The sequence below is a fragment of the Tissierella sp. P1 genome, assembly GCF_002266425.1.
Lineage (GTDB): Bacteria > Bacillota > Clostridia > Tissierellales > Tissierellaceae > Tissierella > Tissierella carlieri.
The window spans coordinates 39,684-61,771 of record NZ_NPMN01000026.1; the positions used below are offsets into that span (position 1 = coordinate 39,684).

At 30.8% G+C, this 22,088-nt stretch carries 18 protein-coding genes; 10 read left to right on the forward strand and 8 right to left on the reverse strand.

Going from position 1 to position 22,088, the window contains the following annotated elements; all coding sequences use genetic code 11:
* Nucleotides 1–56: 56 nt before the first annotated feature.
* The gene (locus tag CIW83_RS16640; RefSeq protein ID WP_094903236.1) at nucleotides 57–1,019 is read left to right on the forward strand and encodes an LCP family protein; all 963 of its coding nucleotides are present in this window, start codon (nucleotides 57–59) and stop codon (nucleotides 1,017–1,019) included.
* Between the two features lie 52 nt (nucleotides 1,020–1,071).
* On the opposite strand, the gene CIW83_RS16645 is transcribed toward CIW83_RS16640, so the two are convergent.
* The 4 genes from CIW83_RS16645 to CIW83_RS16655 all read right to left on the reverse strand — a co-directional run bounded on the left by CIW83_RS16645 (nucleotide 1,072) and on the right by CIW83_RS16655 (nucleotide 6,818).
* Entirely contained in the window at nucleotides 1,072–2,841 is a 1,770-nt protein-coding gene (locus CIW83_RS16645) for a M3 family oligoendopeptidase (RefSeq protein ID WP_094903238.1), read from the reverse strand.
* Nucleotides 2,842–2,984: 143 nt separating this feature from the next.
* Nucleotides 2,985–4,541: an ABC-F family ATP-binding cassette domain-containing protein gene (locus CIW83_RS16650; protein ID WP_094903240.1), complete on the reverse strand. Its 1,557-nt coding sequence runs from the start codon at nucleotides 4,539–4,541 to the stop codon at nucleotides 2,985–2,987.
* A gap of 267 nt (nucleotides 4,542–4,808) precedes the next feature.
* Nucleotides 4,809–4,973: a C_GCAxxG_C_C family protein gene (locus tag CIW83_RS22005; protein WP_143598578.1), complete on the reverse strand. Its 165-nt coding sequence runs from the start codon at nucleotides 4,971–4,973 to the stop codon at nucleotides 4,809–4,811.
* Nucleotides 4,974–5,054: 81 nt separating this feature from the next.
* Nucleotides 5,055–6,818, reverse strand: a complete 1,764-nt coding sequence (locus tag CIW83_RS16655; RefSeq protein WP_094903242.1) for an HD domain-containing phosphohydrolase — start codon at nucleotides 6,816–6,818, stop codon at nucleotides 5,055–5,057.
* A 229-nt stretch (nucleotides 6,819–7,047) separates the two neighbouring features.
* On the opposite strand from CIW83_RS16655, the gene CIW83_RS16660 reads away from it, so the two are divergent.
* On the forward strand, nucleotides 7,048–8,685 hold the full coding sequence (locus CIW83_RS16660; RefSeq protein ID WP_094903244.1) for a DEAD/DEAH box helicase: 1,638 nt from the start codon (nucleotides 7,048–7,050) through the stop codon (nucleotides 8,683–8,685).
* A gap of 291 nt (nucleotides 8,686–8,976) precedes the next feature.
* Here the strand turns inward: CIW83_RS16660 and CIW83_RS16665 are convergent, their stop codons facing one another.
* Nucleotides 8,977–9,360, reverse strand: a complete 384-nt coding sequence (locus CIW83_RS16665) for a helix-turn-helix domain-containing protein (RefSeq protein WP_094903246.1) — start codon at nucleotides 9,358–9,360, stop codon at nucleotides 8,977–8,979.
* A 320-nt stretch (nucleotides 9,361–9,680) separates the two neighbouring features.
* On the opposite strand from CIW83_RS16665, the gene CIW83_RS16670 reads away from it, so the two are divergent.
* Nucleotides 9,681–11,762 carry an EAL domain-containing protein gene (locus CIW83_RS16670; RefSeq protein ID WP_094903248.1) on the forward strand — a complete coding sequence of 694 codons (2,082 nt, stop codon included), beginning with the start codon at nucleotides 9,681–9,683 and terminating at the stop codon, nucleotides 11,760–11,762.
* A 63-nt stretch (nucleotides 11,763–11,825) separates the two neighbouring features.
* Here the strand turns inward: CIW83_RS16670 and CIW83_RS16675 are convergent, their stop codons facing one another.
* Nucleotides 11,826–12,458, reverse strand: coding sequence for a glycerol-3-phosphate acyltransferase (locus tag CIW83_RS16675; RefSeq protein ID WP_158220154.1), 633 nt, complete (start codon nucleotides 12,456–12,458; stop codon nucleotides 11,826–11,828).
* Nucleotides 12,459–12,633: 175 nt separating this feature from the next.
* On the opposite strand from CIW83_RS16675, the gene CIW83_RS24490 reads away from it, so the two are divergent.
* From CIW83_RS24490 to CIW83_RS16685, 3 genes are read left to right on the forward strand one after another with little or no spacing between them, the layout of a single operon-like run.
* Entirely contained in the window at nucleotides 12,634–13,092 is a 459-nt protein-coding gene (locus tag CIW83_RS24490; RefSeq protein ID WP_201259972.1) for a low specificity L-threonine aldolase, read from the forward strand.
* Nucleotides 13,079–13,663 (forward strand): low specificity L-threonine aldolase, encoded by a 585-nt coding sequence (locus tag CIW83_RS24495; RefSeq protein WP_201259973.1) that lies wholly within the window; start codon nucleotides 13,079–13,081, stop codon nucleotides 13,661–13,663. Before CIW83_RS24490 ends, CIW83_RS24495 begins: the two co-directional genes overlap by 14 nt.
* A 37-nt stretch (nucleotides 13,664–13,700) precedes the next feature.
* Nucleotides 13,701–15,956: an EAL domain-containing protein gene (locus CIW83_RS16685; protein WP_158220155.1), complete on the forward strand. Its 2,256-nt coding sequence runs from the start codon at nucleotides 13,701–13,703 to the stop codon at nucleotides 15,954–15,956.
* Between the two features lie 9 nt (nucleotides 15,957–15,965).
* Here the strand turns inward: CIW83_RS16685 and CIW83_RS16690 are convergent, their stop codons facing one another.
* The gene (locus CIW83_RS16690; protein ID WP_094903254.1) at nucleotides 15,966–16,733 is read right to left on the reverse strand and encodes a hypothetical protein; all 768 of its coding nucleotides are present in this window, start codon (nucleotides 16,731–16,733) and stop codon (nucleotides 15,966–15,968) included.
* 246 nt (nucleotides 16,734–16,979) lie between these two features.
* On the opposite strand from CIW83_RS16690, the gene CIW83_RS16695 reads away from it, so the two are divergent.
* The 4 genes from CIW83_RS16695 to CIW83_RS16705 are packed head-to-tail and all read left to right on the forward strand — an operon-like array spanning nucleotide 16,980 to nucleotide 19,787.
* Nucleotides 16,980–17,195: a heavy-metal-associated domain-containing protein gene (locus CIW83_RS16695; protein ID WP_094903256.1), complete on the forward strand. Its 216-nt coding sequence runs from the start codon at nucleotides 16,980–16,982 to the stop codon at nucleotides 17,193–17,195.
* Nucleotides 17,196–17,223: 28 nt separating this feature from the next.
* Nucleotides 17,224–18,048, forward strand: a complete 825-nt coding sequence (locus CIW83_RS24500; RefSeq protein WP_201259974.1) for a cation-translocating P-type ATPase — start codon at nucleotides 17,224–17,226, stop codon at nucleotides 18,046–18,048.
* Entirely contained in the window at nucleotides 18,036–19,094 is a 1,059-nt protein-coding gene (locus CIW83_RS23245; RefSeq protein WP_201259975.1) for a cation-translocating P-type ATPase, read from the forward strand. The genes CIW83_RS24500 and CIW83_RS23245 overlap by 13 nt, the downstream gene beginning before the upstream one ends.
* Nucleotides 19,095–19,106: 12 nt before the next feature.
* Nucleotides 19,107–19,787 (forward strand): Crp/Fnr family transcriptional regulator, encoded by a 681-nt coding sequence (locus CIW83_RS16705; RefSeq protein ID WP_094903258.1) that lies wholly within the window; start codon nucleotides 19,107–19,109, stop codon nucleotides 19,785–19,787.
* 42 nt (nucleotides 19,788–19,829) lie between these two features.
* On the opposite strand, the gene CIW83_RS16710 is transcribed toward CIW83_RS16705, so the two are convergent.
* Nucleotides 19,830–22,088 (reverse strand): insulinase family protein (locus CIW83_RS16710; protein ID WP_235601386.1); only part of this gene is annotated, 2,259 nt, incomplete at its 5' end.

Here is a 22,088-nt window from a genome sequence, read left to right on the forward strand (position 1 = left end):
ATATTGATAATATATAATAAATTGTTTCAAATTCCAACTAAAATTGGGGTGTTTAAATGAAAAAGAAATTTTTGTTATCATTTATTTTATCATTTATATGTTTTGGGTTAGTATTTATGGTTTTTGGGAAAGATGTTTTTTTAGATAATGGATATATACCAACTATAGAAGATAATAATAAACCAGAGATTGATCTAGGTGAGGACAATAAAATAGAACAAAAGATAAAAAATGAAATTCTCTTTTTAATGATGGGTGTAGATGCTAATGGAGTTAAGAATTATAAGGGTATCCGTACAGACACTATGATGCTATTTAAAGTTAATTTTGATACTGGGGAAACAAATATACTATCTATACCAAGAGATACGAGAGTTTTAGTAAAAGGGAAGAAGGATAAAATAAATCATGCCCATTCCTATGGAGGACCAGAGCTTACGATGCGAACTGTAAGAGATTTTCTGGGTATTGATGTAGATTACTATGTAAAGGTAGATTATAACGTTGTAATGGAAGTAGTGGATGCTATAGGTGGGGTGGAAATAGATGTACCCTTTGATATGAAATATAAGGATACTAACCCTGAGATTACTCCCCTTAATATAAATATAAAGAAGGGGTTACAAACATTAGATGGAAAGAATGCCCATGATTTTTTAAGGTGGAGAAAAAATAATGATGGCAGTAAAGTAGAATATCCCGAGGGAGATGTTGGAAGAATTAAAGCTCAGCAGATGTTTATGAAGGAGCTAATAAAGCAAACTTTAAAGTTTAAAAATTTATTTAAGCTACAGAATTTAATAAAAACATATTATAAGAATGTAGAGACTAATATTCCTCTTAATATTATATTAAAGGCTGCAACAAATGCAAAAAAGATTGATATGGAAAATATTAAGACAGATATAATTCCGGGAGAAGGAGAATATATTGGCTCAACATCCTATTACCTCTATGATGAAATAGAAACTGAAAAGTTGATTAAAAACATATTTAATGATTATTTACTTAATGAATAATTAAATTCCCCTTTTGGTATAAAAAACCAAAGGGGGAATTTGTTTTAAGAAATTATTTACTTGCTAATTCTATAAACTTTTCTATATCCTTTTCAATTAATCTCAATGAATTTCTGAAGAACTCTGGGTCGTGAACATCTATGCCCATTCTTAGAGCTACGTCTCTTATATTATTTTTACCTGTAGCGTTTAATAGTTCATCATACTCTTTTACAAACTCTTCTCCTCGTTTTAGATATTCTGCATACAATCCCTTAGAGAATAATAATCCAAAGGCATACGGGAAGTTATAGAAGTTAAGTCCTGCGGAGTAATAATGAGGTTTATTTAACCACATATATGGATGAAGGACATTATGGTCTAATCCATCTCCATAAGCTTGTTTTTGAGCATCCATCATTATTTCTTTCAGTTCATTTACTGAAAGGGCATGTGTCTTTCTTCTCTCAAATAACTCTGATTCAAATAAAAATCTACTATAGATATCTACTATAACTTGACCTGCATCAGATATGGAAGCTTCTAGTATGCTTAGAGCTTCTTCATCACTGGCCTCTCTTAGAGCTGCATTAACCACTATTGTTTCACAGAAGATAGAAGCTGTTTCTGCTATTGGCATAGGATATCTACTATTTAATATAGATTCATTTCTTAAATTAAGTCCATGATATGCATGTCCTAATTCATGAGCTAATGTAGTCATATTTGAAAAACTTCCATTGAAATTAGATAATATTCTACTTTCCTTTATAGGATGCAAATTTGAGCAGAATGCTCCTCCTCTTTTACCCTCCCTAGGTTCTACATCTAGCCAATTATTATCGTAGGCATTTTGTACGAAATCAGCTAGTCTATTAGAGAAGGTCCTAAAATTATCTATTATATATTTCATTGCTTCATCATAAGTAAAGGTTCTATTTACTTCTCCCATAGGCGTAAACATTTCATAGAATGGAAGTCCATTTTCATATCCTAATAATTCTGCTTTTTTTCTATAATATTTATGGAATACTGGTAAGAACTCTCTCATAGCTATAATCATTGCATATAGAGTTTTTTCATCCATTCTAGATTTTACTAAGGTTTCATCTAAGGGAGAATGATATCCTCTTAATTCAGAAGTAGTGATTACTTCACCTTTGATTCCGTTTAATGCAGCAGCTGAAGATTCCTCTATCTTCTTATATGCTTTTAGTTCAGCTTCATAACCTACTTTTCTCTTTACTGGATCTTTATCATATGCAAGGTTTCTAGCTGCTGGAAGTGGAAGCTGTTTATCTTCTCCATCTATATTTATATCTACCAATAAGGTAGATGATACCATATTTTGAAGATTTGACCATGCAGAAGAGCCAGTATTTGACATTTTTGATATAAGTATTTCTTCTTTCTCACTAAGCATATATTTAGTTCGTTCTTTAATTTGCTCTAAATAGAATTTATGCTCCTTTAATACTTCTGATGAATTTGCTATTTCATCTAAGTTATCTATATTTTTCATAAAGCTTTGAAACTGAACATCAGGTTTAGTTAGATCCGAACTTTTCACTCTCAATTTATCAAGATATTGAAGAGCTTTCTCATTTTTAGCCTCTACTGCATTTGTAAGAGATGCAAAGGAGAAAAGTTTTGAAAATAACGTGTTTATGGTACTAGAATATTGTACATATACTTCTATTTTTTCTATGGCATTGTCAGTAGAATTCAAATTATCATTAGCCCATTTACTAAATTCTGATATTAAGCTGTCAAGTTTTTCTAGATCAGAGATGTATTCCTTAGAATCGAAAGAAGTATATAATTCATTTAAACTCCAACGCATATTATCCCGCCTTTCAAAATATTTAGTTAACTATATTATAGCATATATTGGCAAATGAGAAAGAATTATTTTGAGGCTCTAAATAAAGTGTTTCTCAACTTTAAATACAAAAGGAACCTTCTTCAAGAAGATTCCTTTTTACATTAAAATATCTTTGTCGTCCAATTTTCACAGTTCCAAATATCAGTAGCTACATCCTTATAAAAGTCAGGTTCGTGGGATATAAGAAGAATACTCCCTTTATAAGCTTTTAAGGCTCTTTTTAGCTCTTCTTTAGCATCTATATCTAAATGGTTAGTAGGCTCATCTAGTATGAGTACATTGGTTTCCTTATTAATGAGTTTACAAAGTCTTACTTTAGCCTGTTCTCCACCACTTAGAACCATTACTTTAGATTCAATATGCTTAGTAGTCAACCCGCACTTTGCCAAAGCAGCTCTAACTTCATATTGAGTATATCCGGGAAACTCTTGCCAAATTTCATCAATACAGGAATTATTGTTTTTATCCTTGATTTCCTGCTCAAAATATCCTATTTGAAGATTATCACCAAGCTCTACTCCACCGGATACAGATTTAATCTCACCAAGGATACTTTTCAATAAAGTAGTTTTACCTAGACCATTAGCTCCAATTAATGCTATTTTCTGACCTCTTTCCATTGTTAGATTCAATGGCTTAGATAAAGGGTCATCATAGCCTATAACTAAATCCTTAGTTTCAAATATAAGTCTTCCGGCAGTTCTGCCTTCCTTAAAATTGAATTCTGGCTTTGGTTTTTCACGAGCCAACTCTATTATTTCCATTTTATCTAGTTTTTTCTGTCTGGACATTGCCATATTTCTAGTTGCAACTCTGGCCTTATTCCTAGCTACGAAGTCTTCCAGCTCTGCAATCTCTTGCTGCTGCTTTTTATATGCTGCTTCTAATTGAGCCTTTTTAGCTTCATATACTTTTATAAAATTATCATAATCTCCTACATATCTGGTCAATTCCTTATCTTCCATATGATAGATTAAGTTTATAACAGAATTTAGGAAAGGAATATCATGGGATATAAGAATAAAAGCATTTTCATATTCTTGAAGATATCTTTTTAGCCATATTATATGTGGTTCATCTAAATAGTTAGTAGGCTCATCAAGTAATAGAATATCTGGTTTTTCTAACAATAATTTAGCAAGAAGTATTTTGGTTCTCTGCCCTCCAGATAAATCATTTACATCCTTATCAAGACCAATATCATCAAGACCAAGGCCCCTTGCAATGTCTTCTACCTTTGCATCTATTATATAAAAATCATTATGATCTAATATATCCTGTATAGTACCTACCTCTTCAAGTAGAGCAGTAAGTTCATCTTCAGATACATCACCCATTTTTAAATACATATCTTGCATTTCCTGCTCTAAATCGAATAGATACTTAAATGCTGATTTTAGCACATCACGAATACTTTGACCCTTTTCTAGTGATGTGTGCTGATCTAAATATCCAACTCTAACTCTTTTAGCCCATTCTATTTGACCTTCATCAGGTTCTAGTTTTCCAGTAATTATATTCATAAAAGAAGATTTACCTTCTCCATTAGCGCCTATTAGACCTACGTGCTCGCCCTTCAGTAGCCTAAAGGATACATTCTTTAAAATTTCTCTATCACCAAAGCCATGACTTAGATTTGTTACAGTTAAAATACTCATTAGTATCTCCTCTCATTGATAAACTAAGACTCAGTTCAGGGGGAGTTTTAACTCCCTCTGAACGCAGAGCCGTGTTATCCAGAGGCTATGCAATTCCCGACTTTTACTTATAGAAGTGGAAGTCGTGGAATTGTAAGCCATCGGATAAAATCATCTCTAAAGATTATACAAAAAACTAGACCCTAGTCTAGTTTTTATTCTATCATTAATTTATCCGATATTTCAGCAGTTTTTATGATAATATTAGAACAGCCTATATCCCCTTTTCTACATGCCCTTTTTGAGATATCCGTATTGTATACTATTCATTTTTTCCATAAACTCTCTAAAAAGTCTTTGACTCACTTCTTTAACTTTATCACTTTCATGGGCAACATTATTCACATATTTATATGATAATACCATAACTCCAGCAGAGTAAGTGCGCCACATACAGATTCAATTCCCATACCTCCACCAAACCCTATAGACCTCCATAAATTTTTACTATAAATTAGTATAACATTAGAAATTTTAATATTGAAGCAAAATCTTTATAAAGGAATCTACTATATAAGGATCAAATTGAATGCCTTTATTTTCTAATAGGAAATCTATAGCTTCGTCTAAACACATTGCCTTTCTATGGGGCTTATTTTGAGTTATAGCATCATAAACATCTACAACAGAAAATATTCTAGACAGTAATGGAATTTCTTCTCCTTTTAGTTCATGGGGATAGCCTTTACCATCCCAACGTTCATGATGATATAAGATTAGTTCTGCAATGTCAGCTAATTCTGGTATTGACTTAGCAATCCTATATCCTATTTCGGGATGCTTTCTTATTTCATTCCATTCTAATTCATCTAGTTCTCTGGGTTTTTCTAATATTTCTTTAGAAATAGAAATCTTACCAATATCATGGACCTCTGCAAGAAGAATTAGTTTGTTTCTATCACTATTTGATAGATTTAATCTATTAGCTAATGCAAGAGAATAATTTTTGACTCTATCAATATGATATTTGATTTCATAATTTCCATCAAAAAGATACTGTATCATAGATGAGATTATTATATCTCTAACTTTTTTTCCATCTATTATCTTATTTTTGTACATATTATTTTCAGCTTCAACTAAAACCTTCATTATATCCATATCATTGTGGTCCTTAACAGCATATCCTAAAGAAATATTAGCATATTGCATATCTAATTCTCTATCCTTGCAATTGCTGTATATTCTATCAATTATTTCTTCAGTTATTGAACTGGAAGTGTTAGGGAGTAAAATGATAAATTCATCTCCGCCCCATCTAGCTATAATATCTCCTCTTCTACAGGAAACTTTAAGTATTTCAGCAATGGATTGTAGCATTCTATCTCCAGCTAAATGACCAAATACATCATTAATTATTTTAAGACCATTTACATCACCCATAATAATTGATAGAGGTAAGTGACGATTATTATCTAACCTTTTTAACTCTTCTTCAAAGAAAGCTCTATTGTAAAGGCCAGTTAATTTATCATGGTAAGATAGATATATAATCTGTTCCTCTTTTTCAATGATTTCTGTAACATTTCTTCCAACAGCATAAGCAATATCCTCATAAAAACTTAGTTTCCATTCAAGATATAACCATTCTCCACTTTTCTTTAATACTCTAGTTCTCAAAATATAATTAGGATCAAAAATTATACCATTATTAAATGATTCATATATAAACTCTAGATCTTCTGGATGAAGAAAGGACATAAATTGATGTGATATTAATTCATTAATATTATAGCCTAAGACTCTTTCCCAAGCTTGATTTACTTTGATAATACTTCCATTAAAGTTAATTGCTATGACTAAATCAGAAATGGAATTTATTAATTCCTCCAGTTCATTGGATTTTTGTATTAGACTAGCTTCTAGTTTTTTTTCTTTAGTTAGGTCAATGAATTGGGCAATAAAGAAGTTTTTCTTAGGAGAAAATAGATGTATTTTTAGCCATTTGTTAAAACTAGGTATATATACAGAATTTAAGGTATGTCTATTGTGCAAAATAGCATCAGTTACTAATTCAAATAGCTGTGGAATTTCATTTCTAATGCTTGGGAACAATTCCAATATATATTTATCTTGTATTTCTATATTTTTGATTCCAATAATTTCTAGATAAGAAGGATTGAAATCTAATATTTTCAAGTCTATAGGTATATACTTATCATCATAAATTAGCTCATGATATACATATCCTACAGGAGTACTATCAAGCATCATTTGAAAATCTTCTATGGTAAACATAAAATCATCTCCTAGAATGGGTCATAAGACCTAATTTTTCCATATATACCCTATTAAATATTAGTGGAAACTAAATAAAGATAATAAGAGAAGTTTCATAATTAAGGGTATACTATAAAGGAAACAATTATATTTATCAATCAGATATAAACTAATATTTTTCTTGCAATTAGTTAACATTATATGTATACTTAATAGGTTATAGATTAAGGAGGACGATTTTATATACATGGAAAAATTAAGATTTGAGGATATGAATTTATCGAAAGAAGTACAAAAGGGAATTTGTGATATGGGATTTGAGGAAATGTCTCCTATTCAATCCCAGGCTATACCAGTAATATTAGAGGGCAGAGATATTATTGGGCAAGCGCAGACAGGAACAGGTAAAACAGCTGCATTTGGTATCCCTATTATTGAAAGATGTGATCCAAATGGAAATTATGTTCAAGCATTAGTTCTATGTCCAACTAGAGAACTTTCAATACAGGTAGCTGAAGAGATCGGAAAACTTGCAAAATATAAAAAAGGTATATCTGTAGTTCCTATATATGGTGGGCAACCAATAGATAGGCAGATTAAAGCTTTAAAAAAGGGTGTTAATATTGTAATTGGTACACCGGGAAGAGTTCTAGATCATATAAGAAGAAGAACTCTAAAAATAGATAATGTAAGCATGATGGTACTAGATGAAGCGGATGAGATGTTTGATATGGGTTTTAGAGATGATATTGCCCTTGTAATGAATGATTTAAAGGAAGAAAGACAAACCATATTTTTCTCAGCAACTATGCCCCCAGAAATTATGAAGTTTGCTGCAAGTTATCAAGCAAATCCTGAGATCATTAAGGTGGTTCATAAAGAACTTACAGTACCAAAGGTAGAGCAAGTTTATTTTGAGCTAAAACAGCATATGAAAACTGAGATTTTATCTAGACTTGTTGATATGTACAATCCAAAGTTAACTGTAGTATTTTGCAATACAAAGAAAAAGGTAGATGAATTAACTGAAGAATTGCAAGGAAGAGGATATTTTGCAGATGGACTTCATGGAGATTTGAAGCAAAACCAAAGGGATACTGTAATGGGTAAGTTCAGAAAAGGTACCATAGATATTTTAATAGCTACAGATGTAGCAGCAAGAGGAATAGATGTAGATGACGTGGACTTAGTTATTAACTATGATATGCCGCAGGATGAGGAATATTATGTCCATAGAATAGGTAGAACTGCCAGAGCAGGAAGAGAAGGAAAGGCCTTTAGCTTTGTAGCAGGAAGAGATATCTATAAATTAAGAGACATACAAAGATATACTAAAACAAAAATTACAAGAATGGATTTACCAACTCTTAAGGATATAGAAGCAAACTATACTACAATAATGCTTGGAAAAATAAAAGAAGAGATTGACAAAGAAGATTTAAGTAAATATGAAAAGATTATCGAGACCTTACTTGAAGAAGATTATACCTCTTTTGATATAGCAGCTGCACTATTGAAATTCTACATGGCTGAAAACAGACTAGATGGTCACGAAGAGTTAGATATGGTGGATTTTGGAGGGAAGCTTAAAGGAGGCAAACCTACAGGAGGTAAACCTACAGGATTTAAATCATCAGGTTCTTCAACAAGAATTCACATAAATATAGGGAAGAAAAAAGGCATAAGTCCAAGGCATATATTAGCGGCTATAGTTCAGGAGACAGGTATAACTAAAAACCTAGTAGGAAATATAGATGTATATGATAAATTTACATTTGTAGAGATACCAGGAGATTATACGGAGGATGTCTTAGAAATATTAAATGGAGTAAGAATAAAAGGAACAAAGGTTAAAGCTGAAATAGCGAATCCTAAGAGGAAATAGTATTAATAGAGAATAAATTATAGAACAAAATTAAATATATGAGATATTATTAGAATGGAAAAAGCTTAGAAGAATCATAGGACTGAAAAGATGTCTATACTAAAGAGACATAGAATCAGAGTCTTTAGATTTTTTAAGCTTTTTTTGAATTAGAATAAAATATTCTTCAATTAGGAAAAATAAGTACTCTTTTCCAATCAAATCAAAATAGAATTAAAGCTACAAAAATGTTTTTATACTAACTTTCCTAGAGGAGTATGGGGAAAATAATTATTTATTTAAATTTATAAGTTATAATTTCCCATTGATTACTTTTATAAATTTAATAACCTTTTTAATATCTTCCAGAGGCATATTATCAATTTCTAAAAAAAGTTCTTCTAGTACATTTCTTTTAGTAGAATAAGGGCTTTCATTATTTTCCATAAATTGAGGATTCTTTTCCATATCTTGGTTTGGGAGAGAAAGTCTAATATTAGATAAACCTATAAGGTAGTCTAGTGAGACACAAAAAAGTGCAGAAATCTTCACAAGGAGTTGCACATCATTAGGAAAACGCGAACCATTTTCATAATTACTAACAGATTGTCTACTAATATTTAATTTTTTAGCTAACTCACTTTGAGTTAAAGAATTCTCTTCTCTAAGCAGTTTTAAACGCTCTCCAAAAGTCATGGCATCACCTCATAAATATCCTAGCATAAAAACAATCAAATCTATAGGCTGTCTTCAAAAAGGGTCTAAATGCAATAAAATGTCAACATTTGTTGTCAATGATAATATTTTATGCTAATATATAATTATTAATCCTAAGTTTAAATATTTAATTTTCAAATAAAGCTTAGAAGTAGGGCATTAGGAAAATTTAGTATCTATCTAAGTGATATATTAGCTGACTATTCGGTTTTAGATATATAATATTAGATTGATTAATGGTAAATTTAAAGAGATAATTTAAGCAATTTGTAGTATGTAAAAAGCAGAGGTGAGAAATTTTGAAGGAACAATTTGTAGAACACAATTGTAAATATAAAGAAGCCTTTAATAATAGTCTCACACCCATGATAATTATAGATGCTGAAACAGGAAATATTGATGATGCTAATTTAGCAGCATGTGATTATTATTTATACTCAAAAAAAGAATTGCTTTCTATGAATATTTCAGATATAAATATCTTAACTCAAAAAGAGATATCTAAAGAAATAGAGAAGGCAGAACTAGAAAATAGAAAGTTTTTTAGATTTAGACATAAATTATTTAACGGTGAAATAAGAGATGTAGAAGTATTTAGTAGTTTTATAGAAGTTGGAGATAAGAATTTATTATTCTCAGTTATTCATGATATTAAAGAAAAGAGTAAGTTAGAAAAAGACTATATGATCAATCAAATCTATTTTGATAATCTCTTTAATAATTCTCCTGAAGCTATTGCAATGGTTAATGCTGAATTTAGAATATTGAATATTAATGATAAATTTAAGAGGGCTTTTCAATATGATTTATTAGAAATAGTAAATAAAGATATTACAAAAATATTATGTGAACAAACCATATATGATCCTTTTTGTGATTTCAGAGAATCAATAATAGAGGGTAAATGTATACGGAGAGAAGTTAGAATAAAAAGGAGAGATGATAGTACCCTAGATTTACTGTTGCTCATATGTCCTATAGTAGTGAATGGAAATTTTATTGGAGCTTATTTCATCTATTCTGATATATCAGAGACTAAAGAAAAAGAAAATAAGATAAAGATGCTTACTTATAATGACAGTTTAACTGGACTATTTAATATGAAGTTTTTCTTGGATAATTTAGATTATGAAGTATTTAAGAATAATTCTAATGAAAATACTAAGGAAAAGTTAGTAATACTTATATTAAAGGTTAATGAGTTTAAAGAGATAAAGAATGCTTTAGGGCATTTTGCTGGGGAACAGGTATTGAAAGAATTTGCACTAAGATTAAGAGCTAGCGTAGGAATAGAAGATACTGTTGCAAGATTTAGCGAAGATGAATTTGCTATTTTAATGCCTAGAATAGATACCTTGTATGAAGTCGAGAGATTATCTAATAATATTATAAAAAATCTTGAAGATTATTTTTCTGTAGGTAATGGTGAATTTCAAATAACAACTTGTATTGGAATAGCAGTATATCCTGATGACGGAATGGATTCTACTACTTTAATTAGGAAAGCAGATATTGCTATGAATAAATGCAAGATACAAAACAATAATAATACCACTAGATTTGAAAAATCTTTGGATAAAGAAATTCAAGAATATTTTTGGATGAAAAATGATTTATTAAAATTAGGATTAAAAGAAGAATTGTATTTAGATTATCAACCAATATATAGTATTGATACGAATAGATTAGTTGGAGCAGAAGCTTTAATCAGATGGAATCATGGAGAAAAAGGTATAATTCCACCTGCTAGATTTATACCAATAGCAGAAAAGATAGGTATGATACATCCTATAGGAGAGTGGGTATTGCTAAAATCATGTAGTCAGAATAAAGAATGGCAAGAATTAGGATATGATCCTATATACATATCTGTAAATGTATCTGTTTTGCAATTAGAAAAACCTGATTTTACTAAAAGGATAAAAAAGATATTGGAGAAATCTATGCTGAAACCTCAATATCTTCAGTTGGAAATAACTGAGACTTTTTTTACCCAAAACTATGAATTGATTCAGGATACAATAAAGGAGTTAAGGAAATTAGGAATAAAAATAGCCATAGATGACTTTGGTACTGGATATTCTTCCCTAGGACAACTATGTGAGTTGAATATTAATAATATTAAAATTGATAGAATGTTTATCGATGGAGTAGATGGAAATATTAATAAATCTAAAATTGTAAAGGGAATCATATCTCTAGCTGAAAGCCTGAATATTACTTTAACTGCTGAAGGGGTAGAAAGAGAAGAAGAATTAAAGTTTTTAAATGCAAATAGATGCACATTTGTACAGGGGTACTTGTTTAGTAAACCAGTTGAAGCATATAAAATTGAAGAGTTATTAAAAAGGAATGGAAAGAATAAAATTTGTTTATGCTAAAAGGGGCGATTTAAAAGGCATGAATAAATTTTTTTAGGGGCGGAACGGTTGAATAACCGTTCCCTATATATTTTTGATTTTTTTCTTTAAGGTTCCCCTCAGCCCTTTTTCTTCTTTATCTCTTATACGTTTAATATTTGGTATATGAAGATAAATAGCTATAATCACAAGAAGGGCAGATATGATTATTGGACCAAGTCCAAGATTAAAATAAATAGTTGCTAATAATAGAAATAAGTTCATGGCTATAGTACCTAAGGCTATATAGTCAGTAAAAACAGTTATAAGCAAAATTATGAGGAAGCCCAATAAGCCAAATCTATAATCTACGCCTATTAACATACCTAAAAGAGATGCAGCACCCTTTCCACCTCTAAAACCCATAAAGAATGGGAAATCATGACCAAGGATTACAAAAAGACCATTTAAATACAGAAGAAAAACACTTTCACTTAGATGAGAAATTTTAAATAAATATCTGATAACTAAAATAGAAATAATTGCTTTTAATATATCTAAGACGGCAACTAGGACACCCCATTTCCATCCTAGGGATATTACAGTATTTGATGCACCAGCATTTCCAGCACCAAGTGTCCTGATATCCACATTTAAAAAAGTTTTACTAAGTATATAGGACCACTGTAGACAGCCGAATAAATACCCTATAATAATAACGAGTAAATAAGATTTCAACGTATCACCTCCGTCAATACAGTATATTATATCATAAAATGTATTATAATAATATCTCCTATAATATGCCAATGTACCTATTTAGTTTAACTGTCGCATATAGTATAATAATGTCTATAATTGGTAATTTCGTAGCATTGACAGATAGATAAGTTTGATTTAAGGAGGATAAAATATGAAAATGTTTATGAGTGACAATAACTCTGGAGTTCATCCCAAGGTAATGGAAGCTATGTTAAATGTTAACAGCGGTCATGATTATTCTTATGGTAACGATAATACAACTAAAGAAGCCATAAACAAAATAAAAGAACAATTAGGAGCTGATGTAGATGTATATTTTGTAACTACAGGTACAGCTGCAAATGTTATTGGGCTTAGTGGATTATTGATGCCATATGAGGCAGTAGTATGTGCAAATACAGCTCATATAAATGTAGATGAATGTGGAGCATTAGAAAAATTTAGTGGAGCAAAAATATTACAGATACCAACTGAAAACGGAAAGATATGTAGGGAAGGGGTAAAGAGTTTTCTTCATTCTTTAGGAGACGAACATCAATCCCAACCTAGGATAATTTCCATATCTCAAACTACTGAGACTGCCAACACTATATTCAGTGGAAGAAATTAAAAAATTAGCTGAATTAGCTCATGAAAATAATATGCTATTACATATAGATGGCGCAAGGATAGCTAATGCAGTAGTGGCACTCGATACCACTTTTAAAGAGATGATAACAGATACAGGAGTGGATCTTCTATCCTTTGGTGGAACAAAAAATGGCATGATGATAGGAGAGGCTATAGTTTCATTAAATAAAGATCTAAGTAAAGCTTTTAAATTTTATAGAAAGCAAGGAATGCAATTATTGTCTAAAATGAGGTTTGTATCTGCACAATTTGTCGCATATTTAAGTGACGACTTATGGAGAGAAAATGCATTAAATGCAAATAATATGGGTAAATACTTTGCAAGCAGCTTATCTGGAATCTCTGGAATCACCTTAAAATCTGAACCAGAGACTAATATGATATTTGCATATATGGAAAGGGATTTAATTAAATCTCTGCAAGAAAAATTTGATTTTTATGTAATAGATGAAGAAACAAATTTAGTTAGACTAGTTACATCCTTCGATACTAATAAGGAAGATATAGATAAATTTATTAAATTTGCTAAAGAGATAAAGGGGATTATATAGGGAGATTAACGGGGAAATATGATTAAAGGGGATGATTATGAGATCCAAGACGAAGAAAAATATAATAGTATTATTAATAGTACTAACTTTGATTTCCATCCAAAGCCTATTTATAGATAGTAAAAATGTTTATTCTAACAATAGTTCAAAAACTATTAGATTTGCAGGAGATCATAATCATCCACCTTATGAATACATTGATGAAAACGGTAACTATAAAGGATATAATGTTGATATAATAAATGCAATTGCCAATGAGATGGATTTACAAATCGAGATTATACCAATGGAATGGAATGACGCAATACTAGCCTTGGACAGAAATGAAGTCGAGGGCATTATAGGTATGTCCCAAAATGAGGAAAGGCTAGAAAAATATAAATTCACTCTACCTACAGTTGTCAATGAGCAAGTGATTTTTGCAGCGAAGGATACTGTACATATAAACGAATTAGAAGACCTAGAAGGACTAAAGGTAGCTTATCAAAAAAATGATTATAACGAATCTCTAATTTTAGAAATACCTCGCGTAATTGGTTATCCTAAAAATGGTCAAGAGGAAGCCTTGATTGCAGTAGGAAATAAAGAAGTAGATGCAGCTTTAGGAAATAAAATAGTTGGACTATATCATCTGCAGAGAAATAAAATGACAGAATTAGTTAAAGTTGTAGGAGAACCTATCTCTATTGCAAAGTATGGACCAGCTGTTAGAAAGGATAACGAAGAGCTTTTCCAAACATTGGAGAGGGGCTTAGAAACTATTAAAAGAAATAAGGTTTATGATAATATTTATAAAAAATGGTTCGGGGAAGATATGTCCTACATTAAGATGACATATAATGCCTATAGAAAACAAATTATATCTGTAGTGACGATAATATCTTTAATTTTCTTATTTTTGTACTTCTATAATAAAAGACTTCAAAAAGAAGTATTAAAGAGAACTAATGAACTTGAAGTAGCCAATGAAGGTTTAATAAAACATCAAAAAGAAATATATAATTTAGCGTATTATGATCCAGTCACGTCACTTCCCAATAGAGTTTATTTTATGGAAGAATTAAATAGTATATTTGAAAATTTAGAGAAAAACGATGATTTATTTGCAGTGTTACTTTTAGATTTAGACAGATTTAAACATATAAATGATACATTAGGTCACTATGTAGGAGATTATGTATTAAAGATTTTAGGTATGAGACTTAAGAAGTTAGTAAAAGAAGAAGATATCGTAGCGAGAATTGGAGGGGATGAGTACTATATACTACTTAAAGGTATTCAGCATAGTGATGATGCAATGGAATTAGCAAGGATTATCATAGAAGATTTTAAAAAACCATATTATGTTAAGGATTATGAATTATATTTAACTACTAGTATTGGTATAGCATTATATCCAGAAGGAGGACTGGATTCTCAGTCCATAATTAAAAATGCTGATCTTGCATTGTATAAAGCGAAGGATTTTGGAGGAAATGCTTACTATCTTTATGGAAAAGAGATACAGTCTAAAGGTCTTGAGAAGATGATGCTTTTAAATCAATTGAGACAAGCTGTAGAAAATAATCAATTGGTATTACATTACCAACCTCAAATAGATATATTAACAGGAAAAATCAGAGGGGTAGAGGCTTTGGTAAGATGGAATCATCCAGAACAAGGACTCCTATACCCGGATAAGTTTATTTTTTTAGCTGAAGAAACAGGATTGATAATCCAAATGGGAGAATGGATATTAAAGGAGGCGGCAGTTCAAGCAAAAAAATGGATTGATTTAGGACATGATATTATTATGTCTGTGAATATTTCAGCTAGGCAGTTCCAAGATAGAAGATTTATAAATGAAGTAATAAATGCCTTAAATGAGTCAAAACTTAATCCAAGGAATCTTACCTTGGAGATTACAGAGACCACGGCTATATCAGACATAGATTATACATTAAATATTTTAAATATGTTAGAAAACCTTGGGATAGCAGTAGCCATAGATGATTTTGGGACAGGATATTCCAGTTTAAATTATTTAAATGAAATGAGTGTATCTGAGCTTAAAATAGATAGATCTTTTATATGGGATATTGAGAAAAATGATAAAAATAAGATGATTTCAAATACGATAATTGTTTTAGCAAAACAATTGGGTTTAAAGGTAACTGCTGAAGGGGTAGAAAATATGGAACAGTTAGAGATATTAAAGGAAATGAAATGTGATATAGCTCAGGGTTACCATTTTAGTAAGCCAGTATCAAAGGAAAAGATAGATGAGATGATAAATGAAAAAAGCCCTGTATAAGGGCTTTTATTATTTGTATCCTAAAGGTGCTTGGTGGAACATATTTACATCACCATGAGTAGTAAAGTTTACTTTACTAATAAAACTATTGGATTCTTTATCAAATCTATATTCTGTAAGTTTTAAATTTGCCGTACCTGATTGAACTGTAGTTACTACAAAATCTTCACCTTCAAAATATGCATAAAAACTTATGCCGCCTAATTGAACATAATCATTAAAGAGAATATAATCGTTATCAGCATCTCTTGCAACTAGTACCCAATTTTGACCATCATCCCAAGCAATCTCACCATTGTATCTTTGAGCAACTGTGTACAACTCTATAGTTTCTTCTGTTCCATCTTTATTAAAGTCTATATTCACGGAATCAAGCAAAGTTAAGTCATTATAATCAACTTTGTCTGTAGCCTTAATAATTAGATCTCCAGATTCTCCATTTGGTTTTCCATATTTTTCAACTAAATCTTTTATAAATGAATTTGGTTCTATTGATTTCACTATATTGTCCTGATTAAAGGCTACCATATAATATTCATTTACAGCCAGATTATCTACAAGGCTTTTATCTGTTACCTCTAATTTTAGAGTTGTTTCATTTGTAGAAATAGTAATGTAATTTTTTCCATTCTCTGTATTTATTTCACTTAAGAAACCTAGATTTGTAGATATCTTTTCTTCTGCTGCAGGATTGCTCTTAGGAGTACAACCAAAGGAAATGACTAGTACCGTTAATGCTACTAACATTAAAGAGATTTTTCTAATTAAATTTTTCATATCATCACCATCCTTTATAGTATAGGGTAACATAATTTTATATTCTTTACAAGGAACATAGAATTACGAATTGATTACAATGATAAAATATAATAAATCTATCTGATCTAATTAATAATATAAAAATAGGGTAATTATTAAAGAAACTCTCCAAAATAATTACGAAATTTTGACCTAGGTCAAAGTAAATTATTCTATTCTAGCTTATAATAAAGCTACAAACAATAAAAACAGGAGGTAATATATATGATAACAAAAACTTATCAATTAGAAACATTGACTTGCCCAAACTGCGTGGCTAAAATTGAAGGAATGTTAAAGAAGACAAAAGGTATTTCTACAGGAGAAGTTTTATTTAATACATCTAGAGTTAAAGCAACTTTCGATGAATCAATATTAAGCTCAGAAGATATAGTAGCAAAAATTGAAAAATTAGGATTTGACGTTTTAAGTGAAAAATAATAAGTAAAGTTTAAGAGGGGAGAGTATAATGAAATTAACCAAGGCTCAAAGAGTTTGGATATCAGGGATATTAGTAGCAATAGCTTTTATATTAAAGAATACAATAGGAGAGCAAATAATAACATCTGTGGTCATGATTCTTGCAGCCATAATTGCAGGTACTCCAATACTCAGAAATGCAATATCTGCTGCAAGATACTGGATAATAGGAATAGATGCTCTAGTATCCATAGCAGTCATAGGTGCAATGTTTATAGGGGAATACTGGGAAGCAGCAGCTGTAACATTTCTATTTATGCTAGGTGATTACCTAGAATCTAGAACTATAGAAAAAACTAGATCTTCAATTAAAGCTTTGCTGGATTTAGCTCCAGATACGGCTAGAGTAATGAGAGATGGAGTTGAAATAATAATCTCTCCTGATGAAGTAGTTAAGGGAGATCAGGTAGTAGTAAAACCAGGAGAAAAGATTTCTGTAGATGGCAATGTTGTAGAAGGCTCAGCATATGTAAATCAGTCAGCTATTACAGGAGAGTCAATCCCTGTTAATAGAAATATAGATGATAGTGTCTTCTCAGGAACAATAATTGAGTCTGGATATCTAGTAATTGAGGCAACGAGAGTAGGAGAGGATACTACGTTTGCAAGGATACTTCAAATGGTAGAAGAAGCTCAAGATAAGAAAGCAAAAACTCAAAAATTTCTTGAGAAGTTTTCAAGATATTATACTCCTGCTATAATAGTATTAGCAATAGGATTATATCTAGTGACTCAGGATTTGGTATTAGCTCTTACATTATTAGTTATAGCCTGTCCGGGAGCTTTGGTTATATCAACCCTGTGTCTATTGTAGCAGGTATAGGAAATGGGGCAAAGCATGGTGTGTTAGTCAAAGGTGGAGAGATAATGGAAAACTTAGGGAAGATAAAAGTTTTAGCCTTTGACAAGACGGGAACATTGACTGTTGGGAAACCAATGGTAACCCATATAAAATCCTATGATATAGAAGAAAGAGAGTTACTAAGAATAACTGCAATAGGAGAAGGATATTCAGAACATCCTCTAGCTCGTGCAATACTGGCTCGGGCAGAAAAGGATCTAGGAAAAATTGATGAAATGCCAGAGGAGTCAGAGATAATAACTGGTCAAGGTCTTAAAGTTAAGATAGAAGGTAGAACAATTTTAATAGGAAATAGAAAATTATTCTTAGAGAATAAGGTAAGTATTGGAGAGAATGTAGAAAAATATCTACAATCTGAAGAACAAAAAGGACAGACTGCTGTAATAGTTGGAGATACGAGGCAAATATTAGGGATTATATCCATTGCTGATGTTGTAAGGGAAGATGCTAAGAAATTAGTATCTAATCTAAAGAAATTGGGTGTAGAAAAAATAGTAATGCTTACTGGAGATAATAGAAGAGCTGCTAAAGCAATTGCCGAAGAAATAGGCTTAGACGATTTTTATGCAGAACTTTTACCAGAAGATAAGGTTAGGGTATTAAAAGAATTGCAAGAAAAATATGGCGTAGCAGCCATGGTAGGGGATGGAGTAAATGATGCGCCAGCATTGGCTTCAGCTGATTTAGGAATTGCCATAGGTGGTGCAGGAACAGATGTGGCCATGGAAACAGCAGATGTAGTGTTGATGTCTGACGAAATAAAAAAACTATCCCATGCCATAGGATTAAGCCGTGCTACAGTAAATAATATGAGACAGAATATTTACTTTGCTATAGCTGTAGCAGCATTATTATTAGCAGGAGTATTGATTAAAACGGTTAATTTATCCTTTGGAATGTTAGTCCATGAATTGTCTGTCTTGCTAGTTGTAATTAATGCAGTTAGACTTTTAGGATATGGAGATAGGGGCAAATCGAAGAAAATGTTAGGGATTTAAGGAGATGTTTAAATGGATTGTAACTGCTTTAAAAGGGAAGGGAAAAATTGTATAGAGATAGTTCCAATCTTTAGCAATCTAACTTATGAAGAAATGATGGAAGTAGCTAGGATAACAAGAGAAAAAAACTTTGAAAAAGGTGAAATGATATATACGGCTGGGGATAAAGGAGATAAACTTTACGTAATACATTCTGGAAAAGTAAAAATAACTAGATTTACAGATTCGGGCAAAGAACAGGTAATTAGAGTATTGGGACCTGGAGATTTTATGGGAGAACTATCTATCTTTAGTCCCTTGCCATTAACTGATAACGGAGAAGCACTGTCACAGACAGTTGCATGTATGATAGATGGGAAAAAATTAAAAGAGTTAATGAAAAAATATCCTACCATAGCATTTAAAGTAATGGAGGAGCTAAGTCAAAGATTAGAAAAAGCTGAACATTTGATAGAAAATATAAGCCTTCATGGAGTAGAAAGAAGGCTGGCCCTTACCCTAATTAATATGGCAAATGAAAAAGGGGAAGTATCTTTAAAGATGAGTAAAAGAGACTTTGCATCTCATTTAGGAATGAGTCAAGAGACTTTAAGTAGAAAGCTAACAGTTTTTCAGGATATGGGAATTATAAAATTAATTGGTCATAGAAGAATAATTTTACTGGATATAGAAGCTTTAGAAAAGATAGAGTAACCTCTAATTTAAATTAAATTAGAGGTTACTCTATTTGGATATTTATTTTATTAAATTTTTTATACTATTAAAGAAACCTTTATTATCTTTTATTACTTTCTCATTTCCAACTGTTACAATATTATTATCTTTTAATCCCTTTTCAATCATTTCAGCAAATTTTTTCATGTCCTGAGGCTTCGTGTTTAATATTTCTTTAAGCTCTCTATTTAAATCCTCAGTCTTAATTCCCATAAGATAATAATAATCGGCCTCATTTCCTTTTTGTATGCTAGATACTGGAACATAGTATTCTGCCAAAGAAGAAATAATAAATTTCTCAAATGCTTTCTCATCTGAATCAAAGTTTCTGAGAAAGCTTACGGTGCTGTTATAGGCATTATAAGTTTCCTTTAATTTTGGATCTCTATAGCTCATAAAGATAATATTAGATTCGTTGACTATATTAAACATAGCACCATATGCTCCGCCTTTGACACGAATTTCATTAAATAAATAGTCAGATATAACATTGTTTAAAACCTTCATGCTACCGCTATATTTATATCCGCCCTTTGTAAAGTCAAAAGCTGCGAAGTTATATAAAATATCTATTGGAGATGTAAAGGCTTCGTTAGTATCTCCAATCTTAAATTCATATTTTTGTGAAGGATAATCTTTATCTTCCAAGATTTCAAGTAATGTAGGAAGATTTTCCTTAAAAGCCTTATATTCTGTATTTTCTCCAGTTATACTTATTACTAAATTATTTCTATTAAAAATAGTATTTTTAACTTCTTCAAGATTTGCGACTATTTCTTCATACTTAGAATCATAATTCAAATCAAGTTCTGATATAAAATCATAATAATCAAAGCCATTTAAAATATCGTTATACTTGAAAACAGGTGAGAAATAAGAAAGATTTCTTATTGCGGCCGTATTCAAAGGCATGCTATTCAATTGATTTTCAATAGTAAACTTTGACATTGAGATAAGCTGTTTTAGCCTTTCTTTATCGTCGAATTTAGTCTTTTCTATTTCTTCTGAAATCAAGTTAAACATTTGACCTATGTTTTCATCAATGGCAATAGATGATACGACTAATTTAGGATCATAATCTGTGTTATTTCCTTTTTTAGTTAGTACACTAGGATAATAGTTGATACCTCCTGTATACATAGCTTCCTGCACTGGCAGTTCAGTATAATTATAATTTTCGGTACTCATTTTCCCTAATATCTCTGATAAGAGATTTATATAAGGAATTTGTTCTTGTTTCACATAAGAAGCATCAAAATATAAATTTATGCTTCCAATACCATTGGTGAATAATGGATGATGCAAAATAATAATATCTTCATCTTTACTTTCTATAGTAGGGATTTCCTCTATAGTAGGTTTTAAGTCTTTTAAAGATAATGCAGGCATGGTATCTAAGGCTTCTTTAGAATTAGGAGTGTTATTCCATTCTTGAAGTTCTTTATATTCTCTTATAATATCTTCTATTTCCTTATCCGAAAGAGATGCCTTATATTCTCTGAGTTTTTGTGTTGCAGCAGCATCTTTTTCTTCCATTAAGCCTTTCTTTGGCTGAAGAAGTATTAGAGAACTATGTTTATTATTTAGAATATGTTTTTTGATCAGTTCCTCGAAATAAGGCTTATCTAATGCAATCTTTAATTTTCTGAAGCTATCTGCCATATTTAGGCCTTCAAATGGGTCTTCGTCATATAGCCAGCTAAACATTGCTAAGTCACCATACATGAGCCCTGTATTAATATCTCTTGAGTATTGCTGTCTTAAATCTAGCTCTACTACGTTTAGTGTTGATTTAATAAGATCTTTATTTATACCTTTTTCTGCTACATCCTTTAAGGAAGAAAACACAATATTTACAAAACTATCCTTCATATCAGGATTGATATTTTGTGCAGTTATTGTTACATAAGGTTGCAAGAAGTTAGGAGACATTTGGGCACTAATATTGTAAAAACCAGCTTTATTTAGTTCTTGCACCACTGGAGAAGCTTGGTTTTTGAATAGCATGTAAGTTAGTACATTGAAGGAAGTCATCGTATCGATTCTAGAATCATCTTTAATAGAAAAGCTTAGAGCAACAGATGATTTTCCTTCTTCAGAGTCCTCCGTTGAAATAGGATACTCAACTATTATATCTTTTCTCTTGTCAAAGGGTTTTTGAACAATAGGTTTAGAATCTATTTCCTCTTTATCGAAATCCTTTAAATAATTATCATTTATAAATTTAAGTTTCTCCAATATATCGATTTTTCCATAGAGATAAATATAACTATTTGAAGG